Raw genomic sequence first — 21,681 nt, 5'->3', positions numbered from 1 at the left:
AGCACGGCGGCGGCTGGGGCTACTCGATCGCCCATTCCCGCACCGGATAGCCCTGCAGATGCAGCAGCGCGCGCAGGTCGCCCGCCTCGATGCGGCCGTCCGCCGCCGCCGCTGTCTTCGGCTTGGCGCGATAGGCGATGCCGAGGCCGGCGGCCTGGATCATGGGGATGTCGTTGGCACCGTCGCCCACCGCCAGGGTCAGCACGGGATCGAGCTTCAGCCGCTCGGTCTCGGCGAGCAGCGTGTCCTTCTTGGTCTGCGCGCCCACGATCGGGCGGCGGACGGTGCCGGCCAGCCGCCCGCTTTCCATGTCGAGATGGTTGGCGATCGCCTGATGGAAGCCGATCGCCTCGGCCACCTGATCGGCGAAGGCGGTGAAGCCGCCCGAAACCAGCACGCAATGCGCGCCGTTGCGCCGCATCGTGCCGACCAGCGCGCGAGCGCCCGGCATCAGCCGCACGCGCTCCTCGCGGCACCGCTCGATCACGCTCTCGTCGAGCCCGCGCAACAGGGCGACGCGGGCATCGAGCGCGCCCTCGAAATCCAGTTCGCCCTGCATCGCCCGCTCGGTGATCTCCGCGATCTTCGCCTTGATGCCGGCATAATCGGCCAGTTCGTCGATACATTCGATCGTGATCATCGTCGAATCCATGTCCGCCACGAGCAGCTTCTTGCGGCGATGCTCATGGGCATGGACGACCACGTCGACCATCGGGATCAGCCCTTCCAGCGCGGCGCGGGCGGCGGTGGCGTCGATCCGGCGGAACGGGATGTCGGCGGCGAGGCCATCGTCGATCCATTCGGCCACGCCGGGGATGCCGCCGACGCCCGAGAGCGCGTCGCGCGCGGTGGCAATATCTCCGGCGCGCAGGCGATCGGCTGCTATGAGGGTGGCGATGAGCATCAATGTTCCTTCCGGCAAGCTGGCGCTTATTGCGGGGCCGACCGCCAGCGGCAAGTCGGCTCTGGCTCTGTCCGTCGCGGAACGGGTGGGTGGAACGATCGTCAACGCCGATGCCAGCCAGGTCTATCGCGACCTGCGTATCCTCTCAGCGCGGCCCTCGCCGGAGGAAGAGGCGCGCGCGCCGCACCGGCTGTTCGGCCATCGCGACGGGGCGATCGCCTGTTCGGCGGCGGACTGGGCGGAGGAAGCCAAGGCGGCGATCGCCGCGGCATGGGGGGCGGGGAGCGTGCCGATCCTCGTCGGCGGCACGGGCCTCTATATCCGCACTTTGCTCGACGGGATCGCGCCGGTGCCCGGGATCGACCCGGCCGTGCGCGCCGAGGTGCGCGCGCTGCCGGTGGCCGAGGCCTATGCCGCGCTGGCGGTGGAGGATGCGCCCGCCGCCGCCCGCCTGCGCCCGAGCGACACCACCCGCGTCGCCCGCGCGCTGGAGGTCGTGCGCGCGACCGGGCGCCCGCTGGCGGACTGGCAATCCGAGAAGGTCGGCGGGATCGGCCACACCGTCGATCTGGTCCCCCTGCTCCTGCTGCCCGAGCGCGAGGCGCTGCGCGCGCGGATCGCCGCGCGGTTCGAGGCGATGATGGCGGAGGGCGCGGTCGCGGAGGTGGAGGCGTTGCTCGCCCGCGCCCTCGATCCCGCGCTGCCGGTGAGGCGCGCGATCGGGGTGCGCGAGATCGGCGACATGCTCGCCGGCCATATCCCGCGCGACGAGGCCGTCGCCCGCGCCGCGCTCGCGTCACAGCAATATGCCAAGCGCCAGCGGACATGGTTCGGCCGTCAGCCGCCGCCCGAATGGCCCCGGATCGAGCAGATTGATTTCAACATCATCGATCAGATCGTAACAAAATTACGCTGAAACGGTTTGACAGGATGGTTTCGTGTCTCTAGCCGACGCCCTCCGAGCAAAGACTCCCGAATCACGACGAACGGACATGACGATGGCTGCCGACAAGACCGGTGCGGACATATTGATCGAGGCGCTGACCGATCTCGGCGTCGAGGTAGTGTTCGGCTATCCGGGCGGCGCCGTCCTCCCGATCTACGACGCGCTCTTCAAGCAGACGAAGATCCGCCACATCCTCGTTCGGCAGGAGGGCGGGGCGGCCCATGCGGCGGAGGGCTATGCCCGCGCCACCGGCAAGCCCGGCGTGGTCCTCGTCACCTCGGGGCCGGGGGCGACCAATGCCGTCACCGGCATCGCCGACGCGCTGATGGATTCGATCCCGATGGTCGTCATCACGGGCCAGGTCGGCACGCCGCTGATCGGCACCGATGCCTTCCAGGAATGCGACACGATCGGCATCACCCGCCACTGCACCAAGCATAATTATCTGGTGAAGGATCCGGCCAAGCTCGGTGCTGTGATCCACGAGGCCTTCTATATCGCCACCTCGGGCCGCCCCGGCCCGGTCGTGATCGATCTGCCGAAGGACGTGCAGGTCGCCACCGCCGCCTATCGCAAGCCCGCCGGCCCCGGCGCCGTCGCCGCGCAGCACAAGAGCTATCGCCCGCAGGTGAAGGCGGATACCGCGCTGATCGAGACCGCGGTGGAGATGCTGGCGGCGGCCGAGCGCCCGGTGCTCTACACCGGCGGCGGCATCATCAACGCCGGCCCCGCTGCGTCGCAGATGCTGCGCGAATTGCAGCGGATCAGCGGCGCGCCGGTCACCTCCACCCTGATGGGCCTTGGCGCCTTTCCGGCGAGCCATCCGGCGTGGCTGGGGATGCTGGGGATGCACGGCACCTACGAAGCCAATCATGCGATGAACCAGGCCGATCTGATCGTGGCGCTGGGCGCGCGCTTCGACGATCGCGTCACCGGCCGGCTCGACGCCTTCGCCCCCAATGCGCGCAAGATCCACATCGATATCGATCGCTCGTCGATCAACAAGATCGTGCGGGTCGATGTCGGCATCGTCGGCGATGTCGGCCGGGCGATGGACGATATGGTCCGCGTGTGGAAGGGCCGCGCCCATCAGGCCGCCGACCTGTCCACCTGGTTCGCCCGGATCGACGAATGGCGCGGCAAGAAGTCGCTCGCTTACCCCGAGAGCAAGGCCGCGATCATGCCGCAGCACGCCATCCGGCGGCTGTGGGAAGCGACCAGGCATCTGAAGCCGATCGTCTCCACCGAGGTCGGCCAGCATCAGATGTGGGCCGCGCAGCATTTCGATTTCGAGGGGCCGAACAAATGGCTCACGAGCGGCGGCCTCGGCACGATGGGCTATGGCCTGCCCGCCGCGATCGGGGCGCAGATCGGCCACCCGGACGCGCTCGTCATCGACATCGCCGGCGAAGCCTCGATCCAGATGAATATTCAGGAACTGGCCACCGCGACCCAATATCGCCTGCCGGTGAAGGTGTTCATCCTCAACAATGAATATATGGGCATGGTCCGCCAGTGGCAGGATCTGACCTACGCGGGCCGCCATTCGCACAGCTATTCGGAGGCGCTGCCCGATTTCGTGAAGCTGGCCGAGGCCTATGGCTGGAAGGGCATGCGGATCGAGGATCCCGACGCGCTTGACGGCGGCATCGCCGAGATGCTGGCGCATGACGGCCCGGTGATGGTCGATTGCCGCGTCGCCAAGCTCGCGAACTGCTTCCCGATGATCCCGTCGGGTGCCGCGCACACCGATATGCTGCTCTACGAGAGCGAGGTGGTGGGCGAGATGACCGACGAGGCCAAGGCGCTGGTCTGATCCGGCCGCGCCGCTCGCACCTCCTTTCTCCGACGAGATATCCATGCAGATCAAGACCCAAGCCTCGGAGCGGCACACCCTCTCCGTCACCGTCGAGAACGAGCCGGGCATCCTCGCCCGCATCGCCGGGCTGTTCTCGGCGCGCGGCTACAATATCGAGAGCCTGACCGTCGCCGACGTGACCGAGGATGCGACGATCAGCCGCATCACCATCGTCACCTCGGGGCCGCCCGCCGTGATCGAGCAGATCATCGCCCAGCTCGACCGGCTGGTGCCGGTGCATCGCGTGGTGGACCTGACCGAACTCGGCCCGCATGTCGCGCGGGAGCTGGCGCTGGTGAAGGTGAAGGGCACCGGCGAGAAGCGCATCGAGGCGATGCGGCTGGCCGAGGTCTATCGCGCCCGCGTGGTCGACGCGACCACCGCCTCCTTCGTGTTCGAGGTGACCGGCGGGCCGGAGAAGATCGACAAATTCCTCGAACTGATGCGCGAGGTCGGGCTGGTCGAGGTCGCCCGCACCGGTGTCGCCGCGATCGCGCGGGGGGCCGATCCGATTTAAGACAAGGACGTCATCCCAGCGAAAGCTGAGATCTTTCGAAATTTAGGGTGCCGTTGCGGCACGAGACCCCAGCTTTCGCTGGGGTGACGGATGAGAAGAAGGGGTTTCACATGCGCGTTTATTACGACCGGGATGCCGACATCGGCCTCATCAAGACCAAGAAGGTCGCCATCGTCGGCTATGGCAGCCAGGGCCATGCCCATGCGCAGAACCTGCGCGATTCGGGTGTCGCCGAGGTCGCCATCGCGCTGCGCCCCGGTTCGGCCACCGCGCAGAAGGCCGAGGGTGCCGGCTTCAAGGTGATGACGAATGCCGAGGCCGCCGCCTGGGCCGACATCGTCATGATCCTCGCGCCCGACGAGCACCAGGCCGCGATCTACAATGACGATCTGGCGCCCAATCTGAAGGCCGGCACCGCCATCGCCTTCGCCCATGGCCTCAACGTCCACTTCGGCCTGATCGAGCCCGCCGCCGACATCGACGTGTTCATGATCGCGCCGAAAGGCCCCGGCCACACCGTCCGCTCCGAATATCAGCGCGGCGGCGGCGTGCCCTGCCTCATCGCGATCCATCAGGACGCGTCGGGCAATGCGCATGACGTGGCACTGTCCTATGCCTCGGCCGTCGGCGGCGGCCGCTCGGGCGTGATCGAGACGACCTTCAAGGAAGAGTGCGAGACCGATCTGTTCGGCGAGCAGGCGGTGCTGTGCGGCGGCATCACCCATCTCATCCAGGCGGGCTTCGAGACGCTCGTCGAGGGCGGCTACGCCCCCGAGATGGCCTATTTCGAATGCCTCCACGAAACCAAGCTGATCGTCGATCTGCTGTATGAGGGCGGCATCGCCAACATGCGCTATTCGATCAGCAACACCGCCGAATATGGCGACATCACCACCGGCCCGCGGATCATCACCGAGGAGACCAAGAAGGAGATGAAGCGCGTGCTGGCCGACATCCAGTCCGGCCGCTTCGTCAAGAATTTCGTCCTCGACAACCGCGCCGGCCAGCCCGAGCTGAAGGCCGCCCGCAAGGCCGCCGCCGCCCACCCGATCGAACAGGTCGGCAGCGAGCTGCGCGCGATGATGCCGTGGATCGCCAAGAACAAGCTGGTGGACAAGGCGAAGAACTGAGTCTGTCGCTTCGTCATCGCGAGCGTAGCGACGCGATCCAGCCGCTGCGCTGGACGGCTTCGCTGCGCTCGCCGTGACGATCAAAAGGCTTCAACGGAACTCCAGCCGCAACATGGTGTTGCAGCGAACGGGACTGTGATCGCGGGGCGGTCGGGCTTAGCCTGGCCGCCTCGTCTTTTCCGTGCCCCAAATCATCTGGAGACCATCCATGCGCGCGCCTCTCGCAGCCTTCCTGCTCGCTACCGTCCTCGTCGCCCCCGCCGTCGCCCAGACGCCGGGCAAGGCCGACACCAAGCTGGTCACCGCCGGCAGCTACAAGGTCGATCCCGCCCATACGCAGGTGGTGTGGACCGTCGATCACATGGGCGTCTCGCCGCTGTCGGGCGCGTTCGCCGCCAGCGAGGGCATGCTCGAGATCGACCCGGCCAAGCCCGCCGCCGCCAAGGTCTCGGTCACGTTCGACACCAGCAACATGGTCGTGACGGCGCCGGCCTTCGCCAAGCATCTGTCGAGCCCCGATTTCTTCGAGGTCACGAAATTCCCGACCGCCACCTTCGTCTCCACCTCGGTCGTGGCGAGCGGCACCTCGGCCAAGATCAGCGGCAACCTGACGATCAAGGGCATCACCAAGCCCGTCGTGCTCGACGCCAAATTCTTCGGCGCGGCCACCAACCCGATGAGCAAGGCGCTCAACATCGGCTTTTCGGGCACCGCCACGATCAAGCGCAGCGAGTTCGGCCTCGGCATGGCCGTGCCGATCGTGAGCGACGAAGTGAAGATCATCATCCACGCGGCCTTCGTGAAGGCCTGACGGCTATCGGCCGGCAGGATTTTCCGCCGCTTCCGGCAAGCCTGTATTCTGGTGAAGGCCAGAGCGCAGGCTTGCCGTCTGGCACGTTTGACGACAGGCCAGCGCATGGCCCGCCGTAACGCCGCCGATGTCGCTCAGGCGTTTCTGGATGCCATGTGGGCGGCCCGACCGCCAGGCGATGGCGAACGTTCGACCGCGCTGAATCGCCCGCTGGCGGCCTCGCATGACGTGGCCCCCGCCTACGGCATGGCGAGCGATATGGAGCCGCCCGAAGGCGACTGGCAGGCGCCGCATCGGCAGATCGGCGCCCGTTTTGCCGATTACGGGGCTATCATGCTGTCGCTGACCCGCTCAAGAGCGCCAAGGACGGGCTTACTCACGGGTGACGCGATCGACGATCTCGCCGACCTGACACGCGACCTGCGTCAGTCACGTGGCGCGGCGAGCATATCGGCCCGGATGATGCCGCCTGGTATTTCCGGCTGACGCGCAAACACAAAGGCCCGGCGGATCGCTCCGCCGGGCCTCTTGCTGTCCGGGCTTTCGCCTCGTCAGATCAGCGGCGATCGCCGAAGAGCTGGAGGAGGAAGGTGAACATGTTGATGAAGTCGAGATACAGCGTCAGCGCCGACATCACGACCGACTTGCCGGCGAACTCGCTGCCCGCCACCTGGAAATACAGGCTCTTGATCTTCTGCGTGTCATAAGCGGTGAGGCCGGCGAACAGCAGCACGCCGATCACGCTGATGACGAGCTGGAACGCGCTCGATTGCAGGAAGATGTTGATGAGCGACGCCACCAGCAGCCCGACCACGCCCATGATGAGGAAGGTGCCGAAGCCCGACAGATCCTTCTTCGTGGTGTAGCCGTACAGGCTGAGGCCGGCGAAGGCCGCGGCCGTCGCGAAGAAGGTCTGCGCGATCGACGTGCCGGTGTAGACTAGGAAGATCGACGACAGCGAGAGGCCCATCGCCACCGCGAACGCCCAGTAGAGCGCCTGCGCCGCGAAGGTCGACAGCCGGTTGATGCCGAAGCTCAGCACCATCACGAAACCCAGCGGGGCCAGCATGACGAGGAAGCGCAGCGGCGTGCTCAGCACCTGCTGCGCGAGGCCGGAATTGGCGAACAGCAGCGCGACGACACCCGTCAGCAGCACGCCCGACGCCATGTAATTGTAGACCGAAAGCATGTACGAGCGCAGCCCGGCGTCATAGCCAGCCTGGGCGCCGACGCCCGCTCCGGTCGTGCGCGCGCTCACCGTGGGGCGCGGATCTGACCAGTTTGCCATTGCGGTTCAAACTCCTTGACCGTCGCGCAACAGCGCGCGACCTGTTCGCCAATATCGGCGTCGTGGGGGCGGGTTTCAAGCGAAACCATTCCTTACGTATTGTTGCTGTCTGGGCTGGCGCCGCCCTCTGGTCCAGCGCCGCTGGACCAGCCATAAAACCCTCATGCACCGCCTGTTCGTCGCCCTGCGCCCGCCGCCCCCGATGCGCGTCCAACTGGTCGGCCTGATGGGCGGCGGCAGCGGCCTGAGGTGGCAGGGCGACGAGCAACTTCACCTCACCCTGCGTTTCATCGGCGAGGTAGATCACCACCAGGCGGAGGATATCGCCGCCGCGCTCGGATCGATCCATGCCCCGCCCGTGACCTTCGCCTTGCGGGGCGCCGGGCTGTTAGACCGGCGCGGCGTGCCGGATACTTTGTGGGCCGGCGTCACCCCGCACGATGGCCTCCGCCTGCTGGCCGAGCGGATCGGGCAGGCGCTGCGCCGGGTGGGCGTGCCGATCGAGAGCCGCGCTTTCCTGCCGCACATCACCGTGGCGCGGCTGTCGCGGCACGCTGGTCCGATCGACGACATCCTCGCCCGCTGGTCCAGCCTTGCGTCTTCGCCCGTCACGGTCGCCCATTTCGGCCTGTATGAAAGCAGCCTCGGCGGGGAGGGCGCCCGCTACGAGGCGATCGCCCGATATCCGCTGGCCTCAACCTGAATATCCACCAGGCGGATATTGTGTGTTGCGTCGTCGCAACGATCGCACGCTAGTTTCGCCATTATGCCGCGTCGCACAACAAACAGGTTGTCGCCGGCCCAAAGTGATTCATAAATTTGAAACGTGCCGGATGAGGCCGGGCCGCGTGGGGGCGGCCCGGGTCGTCGGGCGGCCGCATTGGCGGCAAGCGTGTACGTAGCGTCGGGGTCCATAAAAAGAAAATACGAGGGAGAGGCTTCCTGAATTCTCAAGGGGGAGCCACATGAAGACTGTAACTCGCGTATCGCAAGGGGCGTTGGCGTTCGCGCTCGCCATCACGTCGGCCGTCGCCATGGCTGCGCCGGCACCCGCTCCCGAGCCCGCCGGCCAGACCACGGAAGCCGGCGAGGAAACCATCATCATCACCGGCACCCGCTCGACCGGCTTCAAGGCGTCCGACAGCCCGGCGCCGATCCAGGTGCTCGGCGCCGACGCGCTGAAGACCGTCGGCCAGACCGATCTCGTCCAGGCGCTGGCCCAGATCCTGCCGTCCGCGCAGGTGCAGGCCTTCGGCAGCGACCAGGCGGCCTTCCACCCGGCGGTCAAGCTGCGCGGCCTCAGCCCGAACCACACGCTGGTCCTGATCGACGGCAAGCGCCGCCACGGCAACCCGAGCGTCGTCGTCGCCGGCACCGTGTTCGGCGGCAGCGCGGCGCCCGATCTCAGCCTCATCCCGCAGGACGCGATCGAGCGCATCGAAGTCCTTCAGGACGGCGCCGCCGCGCAATATGGCACCGATGCCATCGCCGGCGTCATGAACTTCATCATGAAGAAGCGCGACCACGGCGGCAGCATCAACCTGACCGGCGGCAAATATTTCGATCAGGGCGGCAAGAAGTACGACATTCAGGGCAATGTCGGCCTCGCCCCGTTCGAGGGTGCCTACCTCAACCTGACCGGCGAGCGCCGCTATCAGGGCTACAGTTTCCGCGGCGACTATGATCCCCGCGTGGTCGATACCGGCGTCTCGACGACCGCCAACACCGGCGCGAGCGGCGGCCGCTACATCCTCGCCCGCTTCCCCGGCGTGACGAGCAGGAGCAATTATCCGGAGGTCAACCAGATCTTCGGCGACGGCCGCCTCGTTCTGACGAACCTGTCTTACAACTTCGGCTGGCAGATCACGCCCGACGTCGAATATTACAGCTTCGGCACCTATTCGCACAAGAACGGCCGGACCTTCCAGAACTTCCGTCTGCCGAACGTCGTGTTCGGCAAGCGTCGCGCGGCGAACCCGGGCGTGCTGCCCGCCGGCATTTCGGCCGCCTGCCTCAACAATCTGGCCGTGGCCACCTGCGCCGCGGTCTCGGCCGATCTTCCGTATCAGAGCGGTTTCGCGCCGCAGGAACTGACGATCGAAAAGGATTGGGCGACCACCGTCGGCCTGAAGGGCGAAGTCTCGGGCACCACCTGGGATCTCAGCTCGACCTACGGCATCGGCCGCAGCAGCATCAACGTGATCAACTCGGCGAACGCCGCGCTCTACTACGACACGTCGACCACCACCTCGAACGGCTATTCGCCGACCGACGTCCACAACGGCGATTTCATCTTCTCGCAGTGGACCAACACGCTCGACCTGACGCACGAGTTCGACGTCGGCTTCGCAGAGCCGGTCACGATCGCGGGCGGTCTGGAATATCGTCGTGAAGTCTATCAGCTGAAGGCCGGCGAACTCGCCTCTTACTATGTCGGCAGCGGCGTGGCGCAGGGCGGTATCCAGTCCTTCTTCGGCTATGCGCCATCGGACGCCAGCCGCAACTTCCGTCATAACTTCTCGCAATATCTCGACATCGCCGCCAAGCCGATCGACGGCGTGACGCTCGATGCCGCGATCCGGCACGAACATTATGACGATTTCGGCGACACCACCGTCTACAAGCTGACCGGTCGCTACGACTTGTCGCCCGCCTTCGCCATTCGCGGCACCGCCTCGACCGGCTTCCGCGCACCGACCCTGGCGGAAGGCTTCTATTCGGGCATCAACGTCAGCGTTTCGTCGCTGACCGGCATCTTCCCGGCCAATTCGGCCGGTGCCGCCGCCCTCGGCATCTCCAGCCTGAAGCCCGAGAAATCGACCAACTTCAGCGCCGGTTTCGTTGCCCATCCGGTCTCACGCCTGACGGTCACGCTCGATGCCTACTCGATCGAGATCAAGGATCGTATCGTCCGGTCGAGCACCTTCCTGGGTGCATCGTCGGCGGCGGGTGCGATCACGTCCCCGTCGGTGCTTACCGCGCTGCGTGGCAACGGCGTTCCCGTGGATTCCGTGCTGGCGGCGATCGCCGGTGGCGCCGCGGGCAGCGTCGGCATCAACTTCTTCGTCAACGGCGTGAAGACGCTGACGCAGGGTGTCGATCTGCTGGCGTCCTACTCCACCGATCTCGGCGATTTCGGCCATGTCGACTGGTCGCTGTCGGGCAATTACAACAAGACGAAGATCAAGGGCGTCAGCCTGCCCCCGTCGAACGTCAACCAGGCCCAGCTCCTGTTCGACGTCTATGCCCAGGCCGACCTGACGAAGACCACGCCGAAGTATCGCGCCACCTTCGGGGCGAACTGGTCGATGGGTATCTTCAGCGCGAACCTTCGTGAATCCTATTATGGTTCGGCCTATTCGATCATCTCCACGCCGACCAACGGTTCGGCTCGGGAGCGGCTGAGCGTCCACCCGGCGTTCATCACCGATCTCGACATCGGCGTTCAGATCGCGAAGCCGATCAAGATCTCGATCGGTGCCAACAACCTGTTCAACAAATATCCGGCCAAATATCCGGATTTCATTCGCGAACAGCAGCGGGTCGCCAGCTCGACCGGCTTCATCGCCAAATATCCGTCCTTCTCGGCCTATGGCGTGAACGGCGGCTATTATTACGCGCGGATCGGCGTGAACTTCTGAGGTTCACCTGAAACGACGCCGGGTGAACGTCCAGGGTTCACCCGGCCGAAGGTTGCGGGGCGGGCAGGTTTGCCGGAGAAATCCGGTGGGCCTGCCCGCTTCCTTTTCGGAGGCCGGGCGGCCATCCTGCGCCTGGCCTCCGCCCTCCACGAAGGAATGACGATGAAGATCTTCGCTTTCGCTCTCCCCCTCGCCATGGCGCTCGCCGCCCCCGCCACGGCCGGCGTCGTCAAGCTGCCGAACACGCCCCCGGCGCTGATCCTTCAGGGCAGCAAGGTCTCGGCGGGCACCGAATTGTTCTTCGTCTCGGGTCAGGTGCCCTCGCCGATCGACCCCAAGCTGAAGGCCGCCGACGCCAAGTCGATCGAGGATTTCGGCGATACCAAGACGCAGACGATCAGCGTGCTGTCCAAGATCAAGGCGATCCTGGAGGGGCAGGGCTACACAATGTCCGATGTTATCAAGGCCACCGTGCTCGTCGCCGCCGATCCGCGCACCGGCAAGGCCGAATTCGCCGCCATGAATGAGGGCTTCAAACAGTTCTTCAATTCCGCCGACAACCCCACCACCACCGCCCGCTCGGCCATGCAGGTCGCGGGCCTCGTCACCCCGAACTATCTCGTCGAGATCGAGGTGATCGCGGCCAAGTGAGCGGGGCGGTCTTCCGGCGCCGGGTATAGGGCAGGGGCGTGGGCCACGATCCCTCCGCCGGCTGGGAGGCCGTCGCGGACCGTTTCATGGCCGTCCGCTCGGATGTCGGCGCCGATATCGTCCGCCGCTGGGCGCGGCACCTGCCGCCCGGCGGCGCGGTGGTGGACATCGGCTGCGGATCGGGTGCACCGATCGCGCAGGCGCTCGTCAATGCCGGCCTCACCGTCGCCGGCATCGATCCTTCACCGACACTGCTCGCCGCCTTCCACGCCCGCTTCCCGGATGCGGCCGCCGCGTGCGAACCGGCCGAAACCAGCCGCTTCTTCGGCCGCCGCTTCGATGGCGCGGTAGCGATCAGCCTGTTCTTCCTGCTGCCCGAGGACACCCAACTTACCCTGATCCACCGCGTCGCCGCCGCCCTCAACCCGGCCGGGCGCTTCCTCTTCACCGCCCCGCGCGAGGCGTGCGAATGGGAGGACAGGCTGACCGGCCGGCGATCGGTGTCGCTGGGTATGGCGGGATATGAGGCGGCGCTTGGCGGGGCGGGGATGCGGCTCGTGGGCAGTCATAGGGATGCGGGCGGCAACCACTATTTCGATGCCGTGGCGATGCCTGCGGTTAGCGGCTGACCACAACCGTCACCCCGGCCTTGTGCCGGGGTCCACCGTGCGGCACGTCATGGCCCCAATGCGAGAGCGGGTTCCCTGCGTCTATCTTCTGGCGAGCGGATACAACGGCACGCTTTACGTCGGCGTAACGTCAAATCTGGTCGGCCGGATAACGCAGCATCGAGCAGGGACGTTTGACGGTTTCACGCGCAGATATGGCATCAAGCGATTGGTGTATTTTGAGATCGCAGAGACGATGGATGCAGCGATTGCGCGCGAGAAACAGCTTAAGCGTTACCGACGGGATTGGAAACGCAATCTCATCGAGCAAACGAATCCTGCGTGGAATGATCTGGCGGTCGAGTTCGGGCTGAAGCCCCTGACGGATGCGTCCGGTCGCGCGGTGGACCCCGGTACAAGGCCGGGGTGACGAGTGGAAAGAGGCGCGTTCTACCAATCCCGGCGGCCTTCAAAACCGTTGTCCTACAGCCCCCCGCCCTATGTCACCAGCACCGCCCTGTCCGGCCGCCAACCCCGCCGACGCCCCGTTTTCCCTTCCGTCACCGCCCACCCCATCGGAAACCATCCGATAGGATGCGAACGTCGAGACCTTCCGCGTTCAGCCGATCCGCTTCCACGCCTCGGCGATGTCCGCGATCATAGCCTTCGCCTGGGTGATCGGCGCCATGTCGCCCTCGCGCTGCGCCTTGGCGAGCAGGCGGCGGCCCTCGGCGTAGATCTGGGAGAAGCTGCGCGCGATGTCTCCGCCCTTCTCGAAATCGAGAGAGCCGTCCAGCCCGTGCAGGATCGCGACGGCGCGGGCGTGGCGCTCGTTGCGGCGCGCGGCGTCGCCGTGGGCGCCCAACGCCACCAGCGTGTCGAGCGCCGCGAGCAATTCGTCATAGAGGATGGTGACGAGGCCGTGCGGGGTCGCGCCCTCGATGCGACTGCTCACGTCGATCGCGTTATACCGCTTGCCGCCGCCGCGTCCCGCGCCATAGCCTGTGCTGAGTCCGAACACCCGTGTCGCCTCTTAATTGTCGCTGTTGGTCCAGACCTTGACCTGCTGTTCCAGGAAGCTCTGGGTCGATTTGTAGCGCGCCACCCGCGAATCCATCGCGGTGAAGCTCGTCGTCAGCCGCGCCCGATAGCTGGTATCGAGATCGGTCATTCTGGTGCGGTCGGTCGCGATGGCCTTGGCCTCGGTCGCGAGCCGCGTCTTGGTCGAGGCGAGCGCGCCGCTGGTGCCGAGCAGCGTGTCGCTGATCGATTGCAGCGCCCCGGCCAGCCCCTGATCGACGGTGATCGTCGCGCTGGAGACGTTGCCGAGCAGCCGGATGGTCAGCCCGCTGGCCTTGGATGCGATCGACGCCACGAGGGTGCCGCCGGTCGTCACCGCGCTCATCCCGGCGATGCTCCCGCTGGCCGACGTGGTGCCCGTCTGCGCCGTCGCGTTGGTGACGGTGTAGGTGCCGGGCTTGGTCCGCCCCATCGGGCTCGCGATCTGGATCAGCGGGTCGGACGCATATTGCCCCGGATTGAACATCGCCTCCACGCCCTGCGGATCGGATGTCATCACCGATGTCAGGCGGCTGGCGTCCACCGTCAGGCTGCCGTCGCGGTTGGTGGAGACGCCGATCTCGGCCAGCGTCTTGGGGCCGCTGCCCGAATTGAGCACGGTGGAGGTCAGGCGCGAGAGCTGGCGCTGCATGTCGCGGATCGCGCTCTCGCCGCGCAGCGCGCCCGCGTCGGTCGAGGTGCCCGCCGCCGCCGTCTGCGTCGTCAGCATCGTGTTGAGTTCGTTGAACGCCGCGACGAAATCGTTGACCGCCTGGGTGATCGCCTCGGTCGGTCGGGTCGATCCCAAGCTCACGCCGCTGCTGCCGCTGACGTTCTTCAGGTTGAGGGTCACGCCGGGGATCAGATCCTCGATCGTGTTGGACGGCCGCGTGACGGTCACGCCGTCCAGCTTCAGCGCGGCATCGCCGGCCGATTGCGCCAGCGTCATGCCGGCGTCCGCGCCCGCCGGGTAGGCGAACGCCTTCAGCCCGTCCGCCGCACCGTCCGCGGGGGTCAGGGTGAAGGCGTTGTCCGCGCCGGTCTGCCCCTTCAGCATCAGCCGCGCGCCATTGGCGTCGGTGATGATGCTGGCGGTCACGCCCGAATTCTTGGCGTTGATGGCGTTGGCGAGGCCCGTCAGGCTGTCGTTCGTGTCGCCCACCGTGATGGTGTAATTGGTGGTCCCCACGGTCAGGGTCATGTCACCCTGGCCGATCGCGGTCGTGGCAGCGGCGGCGGGGCTCGACACGATCGACTGGGCGGTCGCCAGTTTGGTGACGACCAGATTGGCCGAAAGATCGCCGATCCGCGCGCCCGCCTGCGCGGTGGCGCCCAGCACCGACGTGTCCGACACGGTCGGCTGCGTCCGCAGCGTGCCGCCCGAGATCAGCGAGTTGAGCGCGGTCGAGAAATTGGTGATGCCGTTGGATACGGTGGCCAGCGCCGAGACCTTGGCGGTGTTCGCCGTCTCGCGCGCGGCGATCACCTTTTCCTTGGGGTCTTTCGCGGCGGTGGCGAGCTGATCGATCAGCGATTTGGTATCGATGCCCGATCCGATGCCGAGCGTGGACGCAATGCTGGTCATGGTCGTTCCCGCTCGTTCGTTGAAGGTAACGGCCGATCGCGCCGCAGATTAAGCCGCTTCCGAATGATCCTCCCCCGCCAGGGGGAGCTGGCAGGCGCAGCCTGACGGAGGGGGAGGATGCGGTGCCCTCGAGGGTTGGCCGTACCCGCCCCCTCCGTCGCCTCCGGCGCCACCTCCCCCTGGCGGGGGAGGATCAGTTGAGGTGCCCCCCATCTTATTCCTTCTTCCCGTCCGCATCGTAGCGCGCGTCGGCCGGCACGATCACCTCGGGCTGGCTGATCCCGTCCGCCATCGCCCGATCCAGGTTGAACACGAACGCCAGCACCGTCGCGACAGCGATGTAGAGATCCTCGCGCACCAGATGGCCGGCGCGGCTGGTGAAGTAGATGGCGCGGGCGAGCTGCGGGTAGCGCAGCACCGGCACGGCCTTTTCGTCGGCGAAGTCGCGGATCGCCTGCGCCATCTCGCCGCGCCCGCGCGCCACCACGATCGGCGCCGCGTCGAAACCGGGGCGATAGCGCAGCGCCACCGCGAAATGCGTCGGGTTGACCAGCACGACATTGGCGTCGGCGATGGCGCCACGCGTCGAGGACTGGAGGATTTCCGCCTGCTTGCGGCGGATATGCCCCTTCAGCTCGGGCGAGCCCTCGCTCTGCTTATGCTCGTCCTTGATCTCCTGCTTGGTCATGCGCAGGCGGCCGGCGCGGCGGATCGCCTGCATCGGCACGTCGATCCCGGCGATGGCGCCGAGGGCCACCGACATCACGACCACGGCGAAGGTGAAGGTGCCGCCGATCTCGGTGATGGCGGTGCGCAGGTCGGGCGCGGTGAGCGTCGTCATCGCCTTCATCCGGCCGGAAAACAGCCACCAGCCGACCGCGCCCATCAACGCGATCTTGGCCATCGACTTGCCGAGTTCGACCAGCCCCTGCGTGCCGAAGATGCGCTTCAGCCCGGCGGCCGGATTGATGCGATCGCCCTTGAAATTCATCGCTTCCCAGCGGAAGCCGCCCGATCCCAGCAGCACCGGCCCCGCGATCGCCGCCAGAAAGGTCATCGCGAACAGCGCCGCCACGGGCGCGACGATCGGCATGGTCAGCCGCGCGATCGCGCTGCCCGGATCGAAATTCTCGACCACGCCGTGATCGAAGCTGAGCCCGTCGATCAGCATGTCCTGCGTGGAGGCCACGAGCCAGCCTCCGGCGGTCATCAGCCACCCCGCGCCCGCCATCATCACCAGCGCGGCGCCCAATTCCTTGGATTGAAGAATATCCCCCTTCTCCCGGGCGTCCTGAAGCCGCTTGGGAGTCGGGGATTCCGTCTTCTGATCATTGTCGGGCGCGTCGGACATGCCCGGCGGTGTGCCGCAAGATGGTTAACGGATGCTAAAGACTGAGATTAGAAGGTAAATGCATCCTGAGTGGGCGGCGGTGTTGCGCTGTGAACCTCATGGACAACATAGGTTCTTTTGCCCACCGCTAAGCCTTGGCTATCAAGCCGGACCATCTCGCTCATGCTGACGTCAAGTACGGTGTTCGGCGGAGCTGACACCCGATTGCCCTGGAATGCTTCTACCCATTTTGCTGCCTCATCCGCCATCTCGGCGTCGATGGCACGGCCTTGCCAAAGGAGCGACCATTTTGCGGCCCCTTCATATTGCGGCGATTTTATGCGGACGACACCGCGTATGCGGGAAATGGTTTCCATCGGAGGTGCAATTGGATCGACCGGGGATGAATTAATGATCTCCTGTGCTTGCTGCTTATCGATCCGAGCGACTTCCTGATCGCCGTAGATAAATGTGAGATCGTCATATCCCTCGCGCTGCAAGGGACTTAACACAGTCCTAACATTGCGATTTACGTCTGGATCGACCAGCAGTTTGGCGGTGGGCGTTGGCACGACCAGATTTTGGACATCGCCCGCGATACTGATAATCGTAGTGCCCGCTTGGTCGCCAGTGCGAAATGTCACGGCTGGTTGCTCACCGCTCTTATGGCCATAGATACGCTTGATAAGCGTGAACAGACCAAGGCCTGTACCACTGATCAAACCGATCCATTCGGCGATGTCTTTTGCGGTCGCGACATCCTTTCGGCCGATCAGAACCGCCGCTTGATCGAGAAAAGACTGAACAAGGCTGAGGTCCAGCTGGAAGCATTGCTGCTCGACATCCGCATCCACCATGACGCGGATTGAAGCGCTATCCCCGTTAAATTTCCGGTTCGCGATTTGAACGATGTCAGCAATAGCTAGAAGCGCAGGAGCTAAATCCTGCACGTCCATTTCATGCCCGGCTAGCGCTGGGCCATCGTATCGAATCCGGGTGCGAACGTGTCGCGCCATTTCTGCCATCCTGCCGCTCCCCCTGGCCGGCACCAACTAACATATCCTGGTCGTCAAACCAGCGTCGTGAATTACCGCCCCAGCGCCAGCTGCCGCGCCTGCGCCATGCCCTGCTGGATGGCGGAGGCGATGCCGTCGCCCATCGGCGGGGCGGCGATGGCGAGGAGGACGAGGCCGGCCAGAAGCGTGGCGGGCAGGCCGACCGAGAAGATGTTCATCTGCGGCGCCGATCGCGCCAGCATCGCCATCACCAGCTGCACCAGCACCAGCGAGAAGCCGACCGGCAAAGCGATGGCGGTGCCGGCGGCGAACAGTACGCCGCCAAACATCACCAGCCCCCGGATGCTCTCGGCCGAAAGCCACGCGCCGCCCGGCGGCAGCGCGCGATAGCTTTCGAGAATGATGGTGATGAGCATCAGATGCCCCCCCAGCGCCAGGAAGAAGAAGGTCGCCAGGATCGACAGGAAGGTGCCGAGCGCCGGGGTCGAGGCGCCCGACATCGGGTCCATCATGCCGGCGAAACCCAGCCCCATCGTGTTGCCGATCGTCTCGCCCGCGACCAATGCGGCGGAGAAGCCCAGCTGCACCGCGAAGCCGATGGCGAGCCCCGTCAGCACCTCGCCGATGATCATCGCGATGCCGGGGACGGAGATGATGCCGTCGGGCGGCAGATCGAACGGCACCATCTGGAACGCGGGGATCGCCACCGCCAGCGCCACCACGAAGCGCAGCTGGACCGGCACCTGCTGCGACCCGAAGACGGGCGCGGCGAGGAACGCCGCGCCGGGCCGGATCGCCGCCAGGAACCACAGATATAATTGCGCTTCCAGCCCGGCGAGCGACAGCGGGATCATCGCACCAGATCCGGGATGCGCGCGAAGATATCCCTGGTGAAATCCGCGATCAGCATCAGGATCGCGCCCCCGAACAGCACGAGGCAGAGACCCACGACCAGCAGCTTGGGGACGAAGCTCAACGTCTGCTCGTTGATCGATGTGGCCGCCTGGATCATGCCGAGGATGAGCCCGGCGGCGAGCGCGGGGATCAGGATCGGCGATGTGGCGAGGGCGAGCACCCAGAGCGCCTGCTGGGCGACGCCGATGAAATAGTCGGCGGTGGCGGCGCTATCCACGACGGCGACAGCCGCTAAGCCCCTCCCCTTCAGGGGAGGGGTTGGGGGTGGGGGGTGTCAGTCTCACCGAGACCAACGCGCGTTGGACTACGCTGACAGCCCCCACCCCAACCCCTCCCCTGAAGGGGAGGGGCTTTATGTCGCGCCCCCTACCCACCGGCGAAACTCGCGGCGAGGCTCCCCATCGTCAGCGCCCAGCCGTCGACCAGCACGAACAGCAGCAGCTTGAACGGCATCGAGATGATCGACGGGCTCAGCATCATCATGCCGAGCGCCATCAGGGTGGAGGCGACGACCAGATCGATGATGAGGAAGGGCAGGAAGATCAGGAAACCGATCTGGAACGCCGTCTTGAGTTCGCTCGTCACGAAGGCGGGCAGCAGGATCGAGAAGGGAATGTCGGACGCCCTGGCGAAGGGCGGCGCCTTGGCCATGTCGGCGAAGAGCTTGAGATCGGTCTGGCGCGTCTGGCGGGTCATGAATTCGTGGAAGACGGTGCCCGATCTTTTCACCGCTTCCTCGATCGGGATCTGGCCGGCGCCATAAGGCTGGTAGGCGGTCGCGTTGATCTGATCGATATAGGGCCGCATCACGAACAGCGACAGGAACAGCGCGAGGCCGACCAGCACCTGATTGGGCGGCGTCTGTTGCAGGCCGAGCGCCTGGCGGAGCAGCGACAGGACGATGATGATACGGGTGAAGCTCGTCATCATCAGCACCAGCGACGGCAGCACCGTCAGCAGGCTCATCAGCAGCAGGATCTGCAACGACAGCGAGAGCGGGCGGCCGTTGCCCGAAATGGTCGAGAGCGCGCGATCGAGGGCCTGGCCCTGCCCGGCGGTGGCCGGCGGCGGCGTCTGGGCGAGCGCGGGGACGGCGAGGAGCAGCAGGAAGGCGAGCGCGAGAAGCGCCCAGATCAGCGCCCGACCGCCTTTTCCGTCATTGCGAGCGAAGCGAAGCAATCCAGTTCCCACGCCACCAACCCGTCGCGAAGCTGGATTGCTTCGCTTCGCTCGCAATGACGAGGAAATCATCTCACTCCTCATCGGGGAGCGTGAACTCGGCCGGGGCGGGGGCTTCCGACAGCAGGTCGACCCGGCCGCGCGACACCGCCACCAGCAGGCGCTTGCCGGCGAAATCCACCACCGCCAGCCGGCTCATCGCGCCGAGCGGCACGGCATCGACCACCTTCACCGCCCGCTCGCGCTTGCCGATGGCGAGGCCGGGCTGAAGCTTGCGCATCAGCCAGATCGACAGGAAGGCCAGACCGCCCACCAGCGGCACCATCAGCAGCAGGTTGAGCAGGTAGCTTCCGATCACGAGCGGCGCTCGAGCCCCGTCAGCCGCTGTTCGGCGGCGACCACGTCGACCACGCGGATGCCGAAGCGGCCGTTCACCGTCACCACCTCGCCGCGCGCCACCAGCGTGCCATTGACGAGGATGTCGAGCAATTCATTGGCTTGCCGGTCGAGTTCGACCACGCTGCCCTCGGCCAGATCCATCAGTTCGGCCAGCTTCAGCGAGGTGGAGCCCACCTCGACCGAGAGGCGCAGCGGGATATCGGCCAGCAGGCGGAAATTGCGGCCGCCCAGCGCGCCGTCGCCGGGGGGGAAGGGGGTGTCGCTCATGTCACTCATCCTGCATTCCCCTTGCGCGGCGGCGCGCCGATCGTCTGGATCTGGAGCGCCGCGCGCCCTTCCTGCTCGCCGATCACGCCCTCGGCAAGCCGCTTCTGACCCACGATGAGAGGAACCGTGGGCTGGAGCGAGATGGGAATCACGTCGCCCGGCTTGAGCGCCAGCAGCTGCGACACCGAAATCTCCGGCCGCGCCAGCACCGAACGGACGGGCAGGCGCACATCCTCCAGCGCCGCCGCCAGCCGCTCGCGCCAGCCGCCGTCGTCGCCCCCGCCGCCGATGTCGGAATGGACCTTGGTGGCCAGCTCGTCCTCGATCGGGCGGAGCGTGGCGAGCGGATAGAGGATGGCGATCGTGGCCGGGCGGGCCTGTCCCGCGCGCACCTCGAACGCCTGCACCACCACCGGATCCTCGTCGCGCACGAGCGAGGCGTAGGACAGGACGGTCTCGCGCCCGACCAGTTCGGGATCGAAGGGCAGCACATCGGCCCAGCCTTCGCGCAGCACGCCCAGCACGACTTCGGCGATGCGATCGGCCAGCCGGTCCTCGCTGGGGGACAATTCCGGGCCTTTGGGGGGCGAGACGATGCCGCTGCCGCCGTAGAAGGCATCCACCATCGCCGCCACGAACGCCGGCTCCAGCGCGAGCAGCATCCCGCCCTTCAGCGGGCGCGGGCGATAGAGGTGGAGGACCATGAATTCGGGCAGGTCCGCCTTCCACTCGCCATAGCTGCGCGTGGAAAGGGGCAAAGCGGCGACGGCGGTGCGGGCGTTGGCGATGCCCTCGATCGCGCCGCGCAGCAGGCGGGCGAGCCGCTCGTTCATCCGCTCCAGGCCGGAGAGCCGCGCCGCCGGCCGCCCGGCGCCCGTCTGCCCGAAGGCGAAGGGGCGCACGTCACGCGACACCGGCCCGCTCCGCGTGAACGGAGAGGGCTCGTCGTCGTCCGGCAGGGCAGGCTCGATCATGCTCACTGGATGATGAAACTCGTGAAATAGACGCTGTCGATGCCGCCGAAACCTTCCTTCTGGCGGAGCGTCTGGTTGATCGCATCCTTCAGCTGGCGCTGGAGGTTGGTCTTGCCCTCGGGCGTGGACAGCGCCTCCACGCTCTGTTCGGAAAGCGTCATCAGCACCGCCGAGCGGACGGGCATATCGTTCTTCTTCAGATTATCCAGCACCTTCTCGTCATAGAAGGTCGAGACGCCGATCCCAAGCTGCACGAAGCCGTTGGTGTCGCTCAGGTTGGCGGTGAAGCTCTGCTCCATCGGATAATAGGTCGCCTGATAGCGGCTGGTGTCGATCGCTTCCTCGCCGCCGCCGTGGCCCGACGGGACGGGCGGATGCTCGCCGCCCTCGCCCTCGTGGCGCTCGACCAGCTTGGGCTTGTTGGGGTCTTCCTTGGGCTCGCTGGCGTGCGCGCCGCCGACCATGCCCGCGCCCGCCGCATAGATGCCCGCGCCGATGCCGCCGCCGAGCAGGCCCAGCACGGCGACCGCCATCACCAGAATCTTCTTCATGCCGCCCTTCTTCTTGGGCTTCGCGGCGGGGGTCGGGTCGGACATGGCGCTC

At 66.3% G+C, this 21,681-nt stretch carries 24 protein-coding genes; 11 read left to right on the top strand and 13 right to left on the bottom strand.

What is annotated here, in order from left to right:
- Positions 1 to 19: 19 nt before the first annotated feature.
- Positions 20 to 904 (bottom strand): phosphoserine phosphatase SerB, encoded by an 885-nt coding sequence (gene serB / locus PQ455_RS14975; RefSeq protein WP_273686899.1) that lies wholly within the window; start codon positions 902 to 904, stop codon positions 20 to 22.
- On the opposite strand from serB, the gene miaA reads away from it, so the two are divergent.
- The 6 genes from miaA (at position 897) to PQ455_RS14945 (ending at position 6,652) form a co-directional block, all read left to right on the top strand.
- The gene (miaA, locus tag PQ455_RS14970; RefSeq protein WP_273686898.1) at positions 897 to 1,820 is read left to right on the top strand and encodes a tRNA (adenosine(37)-N6)-dimethylallyltransferase MiaA; all 924 of its coding nucleotides are present in this window, start codon (positions 897 to 899) and stop codon (positions 1,818 to 1,820) included. The two genes, serB and miaA, sit on opposite strands and share 8 nt — an antisense overlap.
- An 82-nt stretch (positions 1,821 to 1,902) precedes the next feature.
- A complete protein-coding gene (locus PQ455_RS14965; RefSeq protein ID WP_273691392.1) occupies positions 1,903 to 3,666 on the top strand; it encodes an acetolactate synthase 3 large subunit in 1,764 nt (587 codons plus the stop codon).
- Between the two features lie 43 nt (positions 3,667 to 3,709).
- Positions 3,710 to 4,225: an acetolactate synthase small subunit gene (gene ilvN / locus PQ455_RS14960; protein WP_273686897.1), complete on the top strand. Its 516-nt coding sequence runs from the start codon at positions 3,710 to 3,712 to the stop codon at positions 4,223 to 4,225.
- A gap of 110 nt (positions 4,226 to 4,335) precedes the next feature.
- The gene (ilvC, locus tag PQ455_RS14955; RefSeq protein WP_273686896.1) at positions 4,336 to 5,355 is read left to right on the top strand and encodes a ketol-acid reductoisomerase; all 1,020 of its coding nucleotides are present in this window, start codon (positions 4,336 to 4,338) and stop codon (positions 5,353 to 5,355) included.
- A 208-nt stretch (positions 5,356 to 5,563) separates the two neighbouring features.
- Positions 5,564 to 6,166: a YceI family protein gene (locus PQ455_RS14950; protein WP_273686895.1), complete on the top strand. Its 603-nt coding sequence runs from the start codon at positions 5,564 to 5,566 to the stop codon at positions 6,164 to 6,166.
- A 105-nt stretch (positions 6,167 to 6,271) separates the two neighbouring features.
- Entirely contained in the window at positions 6,272 to 6,652 is a 381-nt protein-coding gene (locus PQ455_RS14945; protein WP_273686894.1) for a hypothetical protein, read from the top strand.
- Positions 6,653 to 6,722: 70 nt separating this feature from the next.
- On the opposite strand, the gene PQ455_RS14940 is transcribed toward PQ455_RS14945, so the two are convergent.
- A complete protein-coding gene (locus tag PQ455_RS14940) occupies positions 6,723 to 7,454 on the bottom strand; it encodes a Bax inhibitor-1/YccA family protein (protein WP_273686893.1) in 732 nt (243 codons plus the stop codon).
- Positions 7,455 to 7,617: 163 nt separating this feature from the next.
- Between PQ455_RS14940 and thpR the strand changes: the two genes are divergently transcribed.
- From thpR to PQ455_RS14915, 5 genes are all read left to right on the top strand, one after another.
- Positions 7,618 to 8,157, top strand: coding sequence for an RNA 2',3'-cyclic phosphodiesterase (gene thpR / locus PQ455_RS14935; RefSeq protein ID WP_273686892.1), 540 nt, complete (start codon positions 7,618 to 7,620; stop codon positions 8,155 to 8,157).
- Positions 8,158 to 8,419: 262 nt separating this feature from the next.
- Positions 8,420 to 11,095, top strand: coding sequence for a TonB-dependent receptor plug domain-containing protein (locus PQ455_RS14930; RefSeq protein ID WP_273686891.1), 2,676 nt, complete (start codon positions 8,420 to 8,422; stop codon positions 11,093 to 11,095).
- Between the two features lie 162 nt (positions 11,096 to 11,257).
- Positions 11,258 to 11,746, top strand: a complete 489-nt coding sequence (locus tag PQ455_RS14925) for a RidA family protein (protein ID WP_273686890.1) — start codon at positions 11,258 to 11,260, stop codon at positions 11,744 to 11,746.
- Positions 11,747 to 11,784: 38 nt separating this feature from the next.
- The gene (locus PQ455_RS14920) at positions 11,785 to 12,375 is read left to right on the top strand and encodes a class I SAM-dependent methyltransferase (protein ID WP_273686889.1); all 591 of its coding nucleotides are present in this window, start codon (positions 11,785 to 11,787) and stop codon (positions 12,373 to 12,375) included.
- Between the two features lie 58 nt (positions 12,376 to 12,433).
- On the top strand, positions 12,434 to 12,784 hold the full coding sequence (locus tag PQ455_RS14915; protein ID WP_273691391.1) for a GIY-YIG nuclease family protein: 351 nt from the start codon (positions 12,434 to 12,436) through the stop codon (positions 12,782 to 12,784).
- 189 nt (positions 12,785 to 12,973) lie between these two features.
- On the opposite strand, the gene PQ455_RS14910 is transcribed toward PQ455_RS14915, so the two are convergent.
- From PQ455_RS14910 to PQ455_RS14860, 11 genes are all read right to left on the bottom strand, one after another.
- Positions 12,974 to 13,375, bottom strand: a complete 402-nt coding sequence (locus PQ455_RS14910) for a flagellar export chaperone FliS (protein WP_273686888.1) — start codon at positions 13,373 to 13,375, stop codon at positions 12,974 to 12,976.
- A 12-nt stretch (positions 13,376 to 13,387) separates the two neighbouring features.
- On the bottom strand, positions 13,388 to 14,998 hold the full coding sequence (fliD, locus tag PQ455_RS14905) for a flagellar filament capping protein FliD (protein ID WP_273686887.1): 1,611 nt from the start codon (positions 14,996 to 14,998) through the stop codon (positions 13,388 to 13,390).
- A 214-nt stretch (positions 14,999 to 15,212) separates the two neighbouring features.
- Positions 15,213 to 16,349 carry a flagellar type III secretion system protein FlhB gene (flhB, locus tag PQ455_RS14900; RefSeq protein WP_273686886.1) on the bottom strand — a complete coding sequence of 379 codons (1,137 nt, stop codon included), beginning with the start codon at positions 16,347 to 16,349 and terminating at the stop codon, positions 15,213 to 15,215.
- Between the two features lie 47 nt (positions 16,350 to 16,396).
- Complete coding sequence (locus PQ455_RS14895) at positions 16,397 to 17,353, bottom strand: LAPAL motif-containing putative phage structural protein (RefSeq protein ID WP_273686885.1); 957 nt, start codon at positions 17,351 to 17,353, stop codon at positions 16,397 to 16,399.
- Positions 17,354 to 17,415: 62 nt separating this feature from the next.
- Complete coding sequence (gene fliR, locus PQ455_RS14890; RefSeq protein WP_273686884.1) at positions 17,416 to 18,198, bottom strand: flagellar biosynthetic protein FliR; 783 nt, start codon at positions 18,196 to 18,198, stop codon at positions 17,416 to 17,418.
- Entirely contained in the window at positions 18,195 to 18,476 is a 282-nt protein-coding gene (locus tag PQ455_RS14885) for a flagellar biosynthetic protein FliQ (RefSeq protein ID WP_273686883.1), read from the bottom strand. Before PQ455_RS14885 ends, fliR begins: the two co-directional genes overlap by 4 nt.
- Before the next feature lie 149 nt (positions 18,477 to 18,625).
- Positions 18,626 to 19,438 carry a flagellar type III secretion system pore protein FliP gene (gene fliP / locus PQ455_RS14880; protein WP_420542792.1) on the bottom strand — a complete coding sequence of 271 codons (813 nt, stop codon included), beginning with the start codon at positions 19,436 to 19,438 and terminating at the stop codon, positions 18,626 to 18,628.
- Positions 19,439 to 19,511: 73 nt separating this feature from the next.
- On the bottom strand, positions 19,512 to 19,796 hold the full coding sequence (locus PQ455_RS14875; protein ID WP_273686882.1) for a FliO/MopB family protein: 285 nt from the start codon (positions 19,794 to 19,796) through the stop codon (positions 19,512 to 19,514).
- Positions 19,793 to 20,113: a flagellar motor switch protein FliN gene (gene fliN, locus PQ455_RS14870; RefSeq protein WP_273686881.1), complete on the bottom strand. Its 321-nt coding sequence runs from the start codon at positions 20,111 to 20,113 to the stop codon at positions 19,793 to 19,795. The genes PQ455_RS14875 and fliN overlap by 4 nt, the downstream gene beginning before the upstream one ends.
- A complete protein-coding gene (locus PQ455_RS14865) occupies positions 20,110 to 21,078 on the bottom strand; it encodes a flagellar motor switch protein FliM (protein ID WP_273686880.1) in 969 nt (322 codons plus the stop codon). The genes fliN and PQ455_RS14865 overlap by 4 nt, the downstream gene beginning before the upstream one ends.
- A 2-nt stretch (positions 21,079 to 21,080) precedes the next feature.
- Entirely contained in the window at positions 21,081 to 21,674 is a 594-nt protein-coding gene (locus tag PQ455_RS14860; protein WP_273686879.1) for a flagellar basal body-associated FliL family protein, read from the bottom strand.
- Between the last annotated feature and the right edge of the window lie 7 nt (positions 21,675 to 21,681).

This window comes from Sphingomonas naphthae, from assembly GCF_028607085.1.
GTDB lineage: Bacteria > Pseudomonadota > Alphaproteobacteria > Sphingomonadales > Sphingomonadaceae > Sphingomonas_Q > Sphingomonas_Q naphthae.
This window is presented reverse-complemented; position numbering and strand designations above follow the sequence as displayed.

Excerpts from the sequence above, each read along its gene's own strand:
- serB (WP_273686899.1), bottom strand. The coding sequence starts at position 904 with ATGCTCATCGCCACCCTCATAGCAGCCGATCGCCTGCGCGCCGGAGAT.
- fliN (WP_273686881.1), bottom strand. The coding sequence starts at position 20,113 with ATGAGTGACATGAGCGACACCCCCTTCCCCCCCGGCGACGGCGCGCTG.
- PQ455_RS14965 (WP_273691392.1), top strand. The coding sequence starts at position 1,903 with ATGGCTGCCGACAAGACCGGTGCGGACATATTGATCGAGGCGCTGACC.
- PQ455_RS14950 (WP_273686895.1), top strand. The coding sequence starts at position 5,564 with ATGCGCGCGCCTCTCGCAGCCTTCCTGCTCGCTACCGTCCTCGTCGCC.
- PQ455_RS14915 (WP_273691391.1), top strand. The coding sequence starts at position 12,434 with ATGCGAGAGCGGGTTCCCTGCGTCTATCTTCTGGCGAGCGGATACAAC.
- PQ455_RS14925 (WP_273686890.1), top strand. The coding sequence starts at position 11,258 with ATGAAGATCTTCGCTTTCGCTCTCCCCCTCGCCATGGCGCTCGCCGCC.
- flhB (WP_273686886.1), bottom strand. The coding sequence starts at position 16,349 with ATGTCCGACGCGCCCGACAATGATCAGAAGACGGAATCCCCGACTCCC.
- PQ455_RS14940 (WP_273686893.1), bottom strand. The coding sequence starts at position 7,454 with ATGGCAAACTGGTCAGATCCGCGCCCCACGGTGAGCGCGCGCACGACC.
- PQ455_RS14865 (WP_273686880.1), bottom strand. The coding sequence starts at position 21,078 with ATGATCGAGCCTGCCCTGCCGGACGACGACGAGCCCTCTCCGTTCACG.
- PQ455_RS14860 (WP_273686879.1), bottom strand. The coding sequence starts at position 21,674 with ATGTCCGACCCGACCCCCGCCGCGAAGCCCAAGAAGAAGGGCGGCATG.
- fliR (WP_273686884.1), bottom strand. The coding sequence starts at position 18,198 with ATGATCCCGCTGTCGCTCGCCGGGCTGGAAGCGCAATTATATCTGTGG.
- PQ455_RS14930 (WP_273686891.1), top strand. The coding sequence starts at position 8,420 with ATGAAGACTGTAACTCGCGTATCGCAAGGGGCGTTGGCGTTCGCGCTC.
- fliD (WP_273686887.1), bottom strand. The coding sequence starts at position 14,998 with ATGACCAGCATTGCGTCCACGCTCGGCATCGGATCGGGCATCGATACC.
- ilvN (WP_273686897.1), top strand. The coding sequence starts at position 3,710 with ATGCAGATCAAGACCCAAGCCTCGGAGCGGCACACCCTCTCCGTCACC.
- thpR (WP_273686892.1), top strand. The coding sequence starts at position 7,618 with ATGCACCGCCTGTTCGTCGCCCTGCGCCCGCCGCCCCCGATGCGCGTC.
- miaA (WP_273686898.1), top strand. The coding sequence starts at position 897 with ATGAGCATCAATGTTCCTTCCGGCAAGCTGGCGCTTATTGCGGGGCCG.
- PQ455_RS14895 (WP_273686885.1), bottom strand. The coding sequence starts at position 17,353 with ATGGCAGAAATGGCGCGACACGTTCGCACCCGGATTCGATACGATGGC.
- PQ455_RS14945 (WP_273686894.1), top strand. The coding sequence starts at position 6,272 with ATGGCCCGCCGTAACGCCGCCGATGTCGCTCAGGCGTTTCTGGATGCC.
- ilvC (WP_273686896.1), top strand. The coding sequence starts at position 4,336 with ATGCGCGTTTATTACGACCGGGATGCCGACATCGGCCTCATCAAGACC.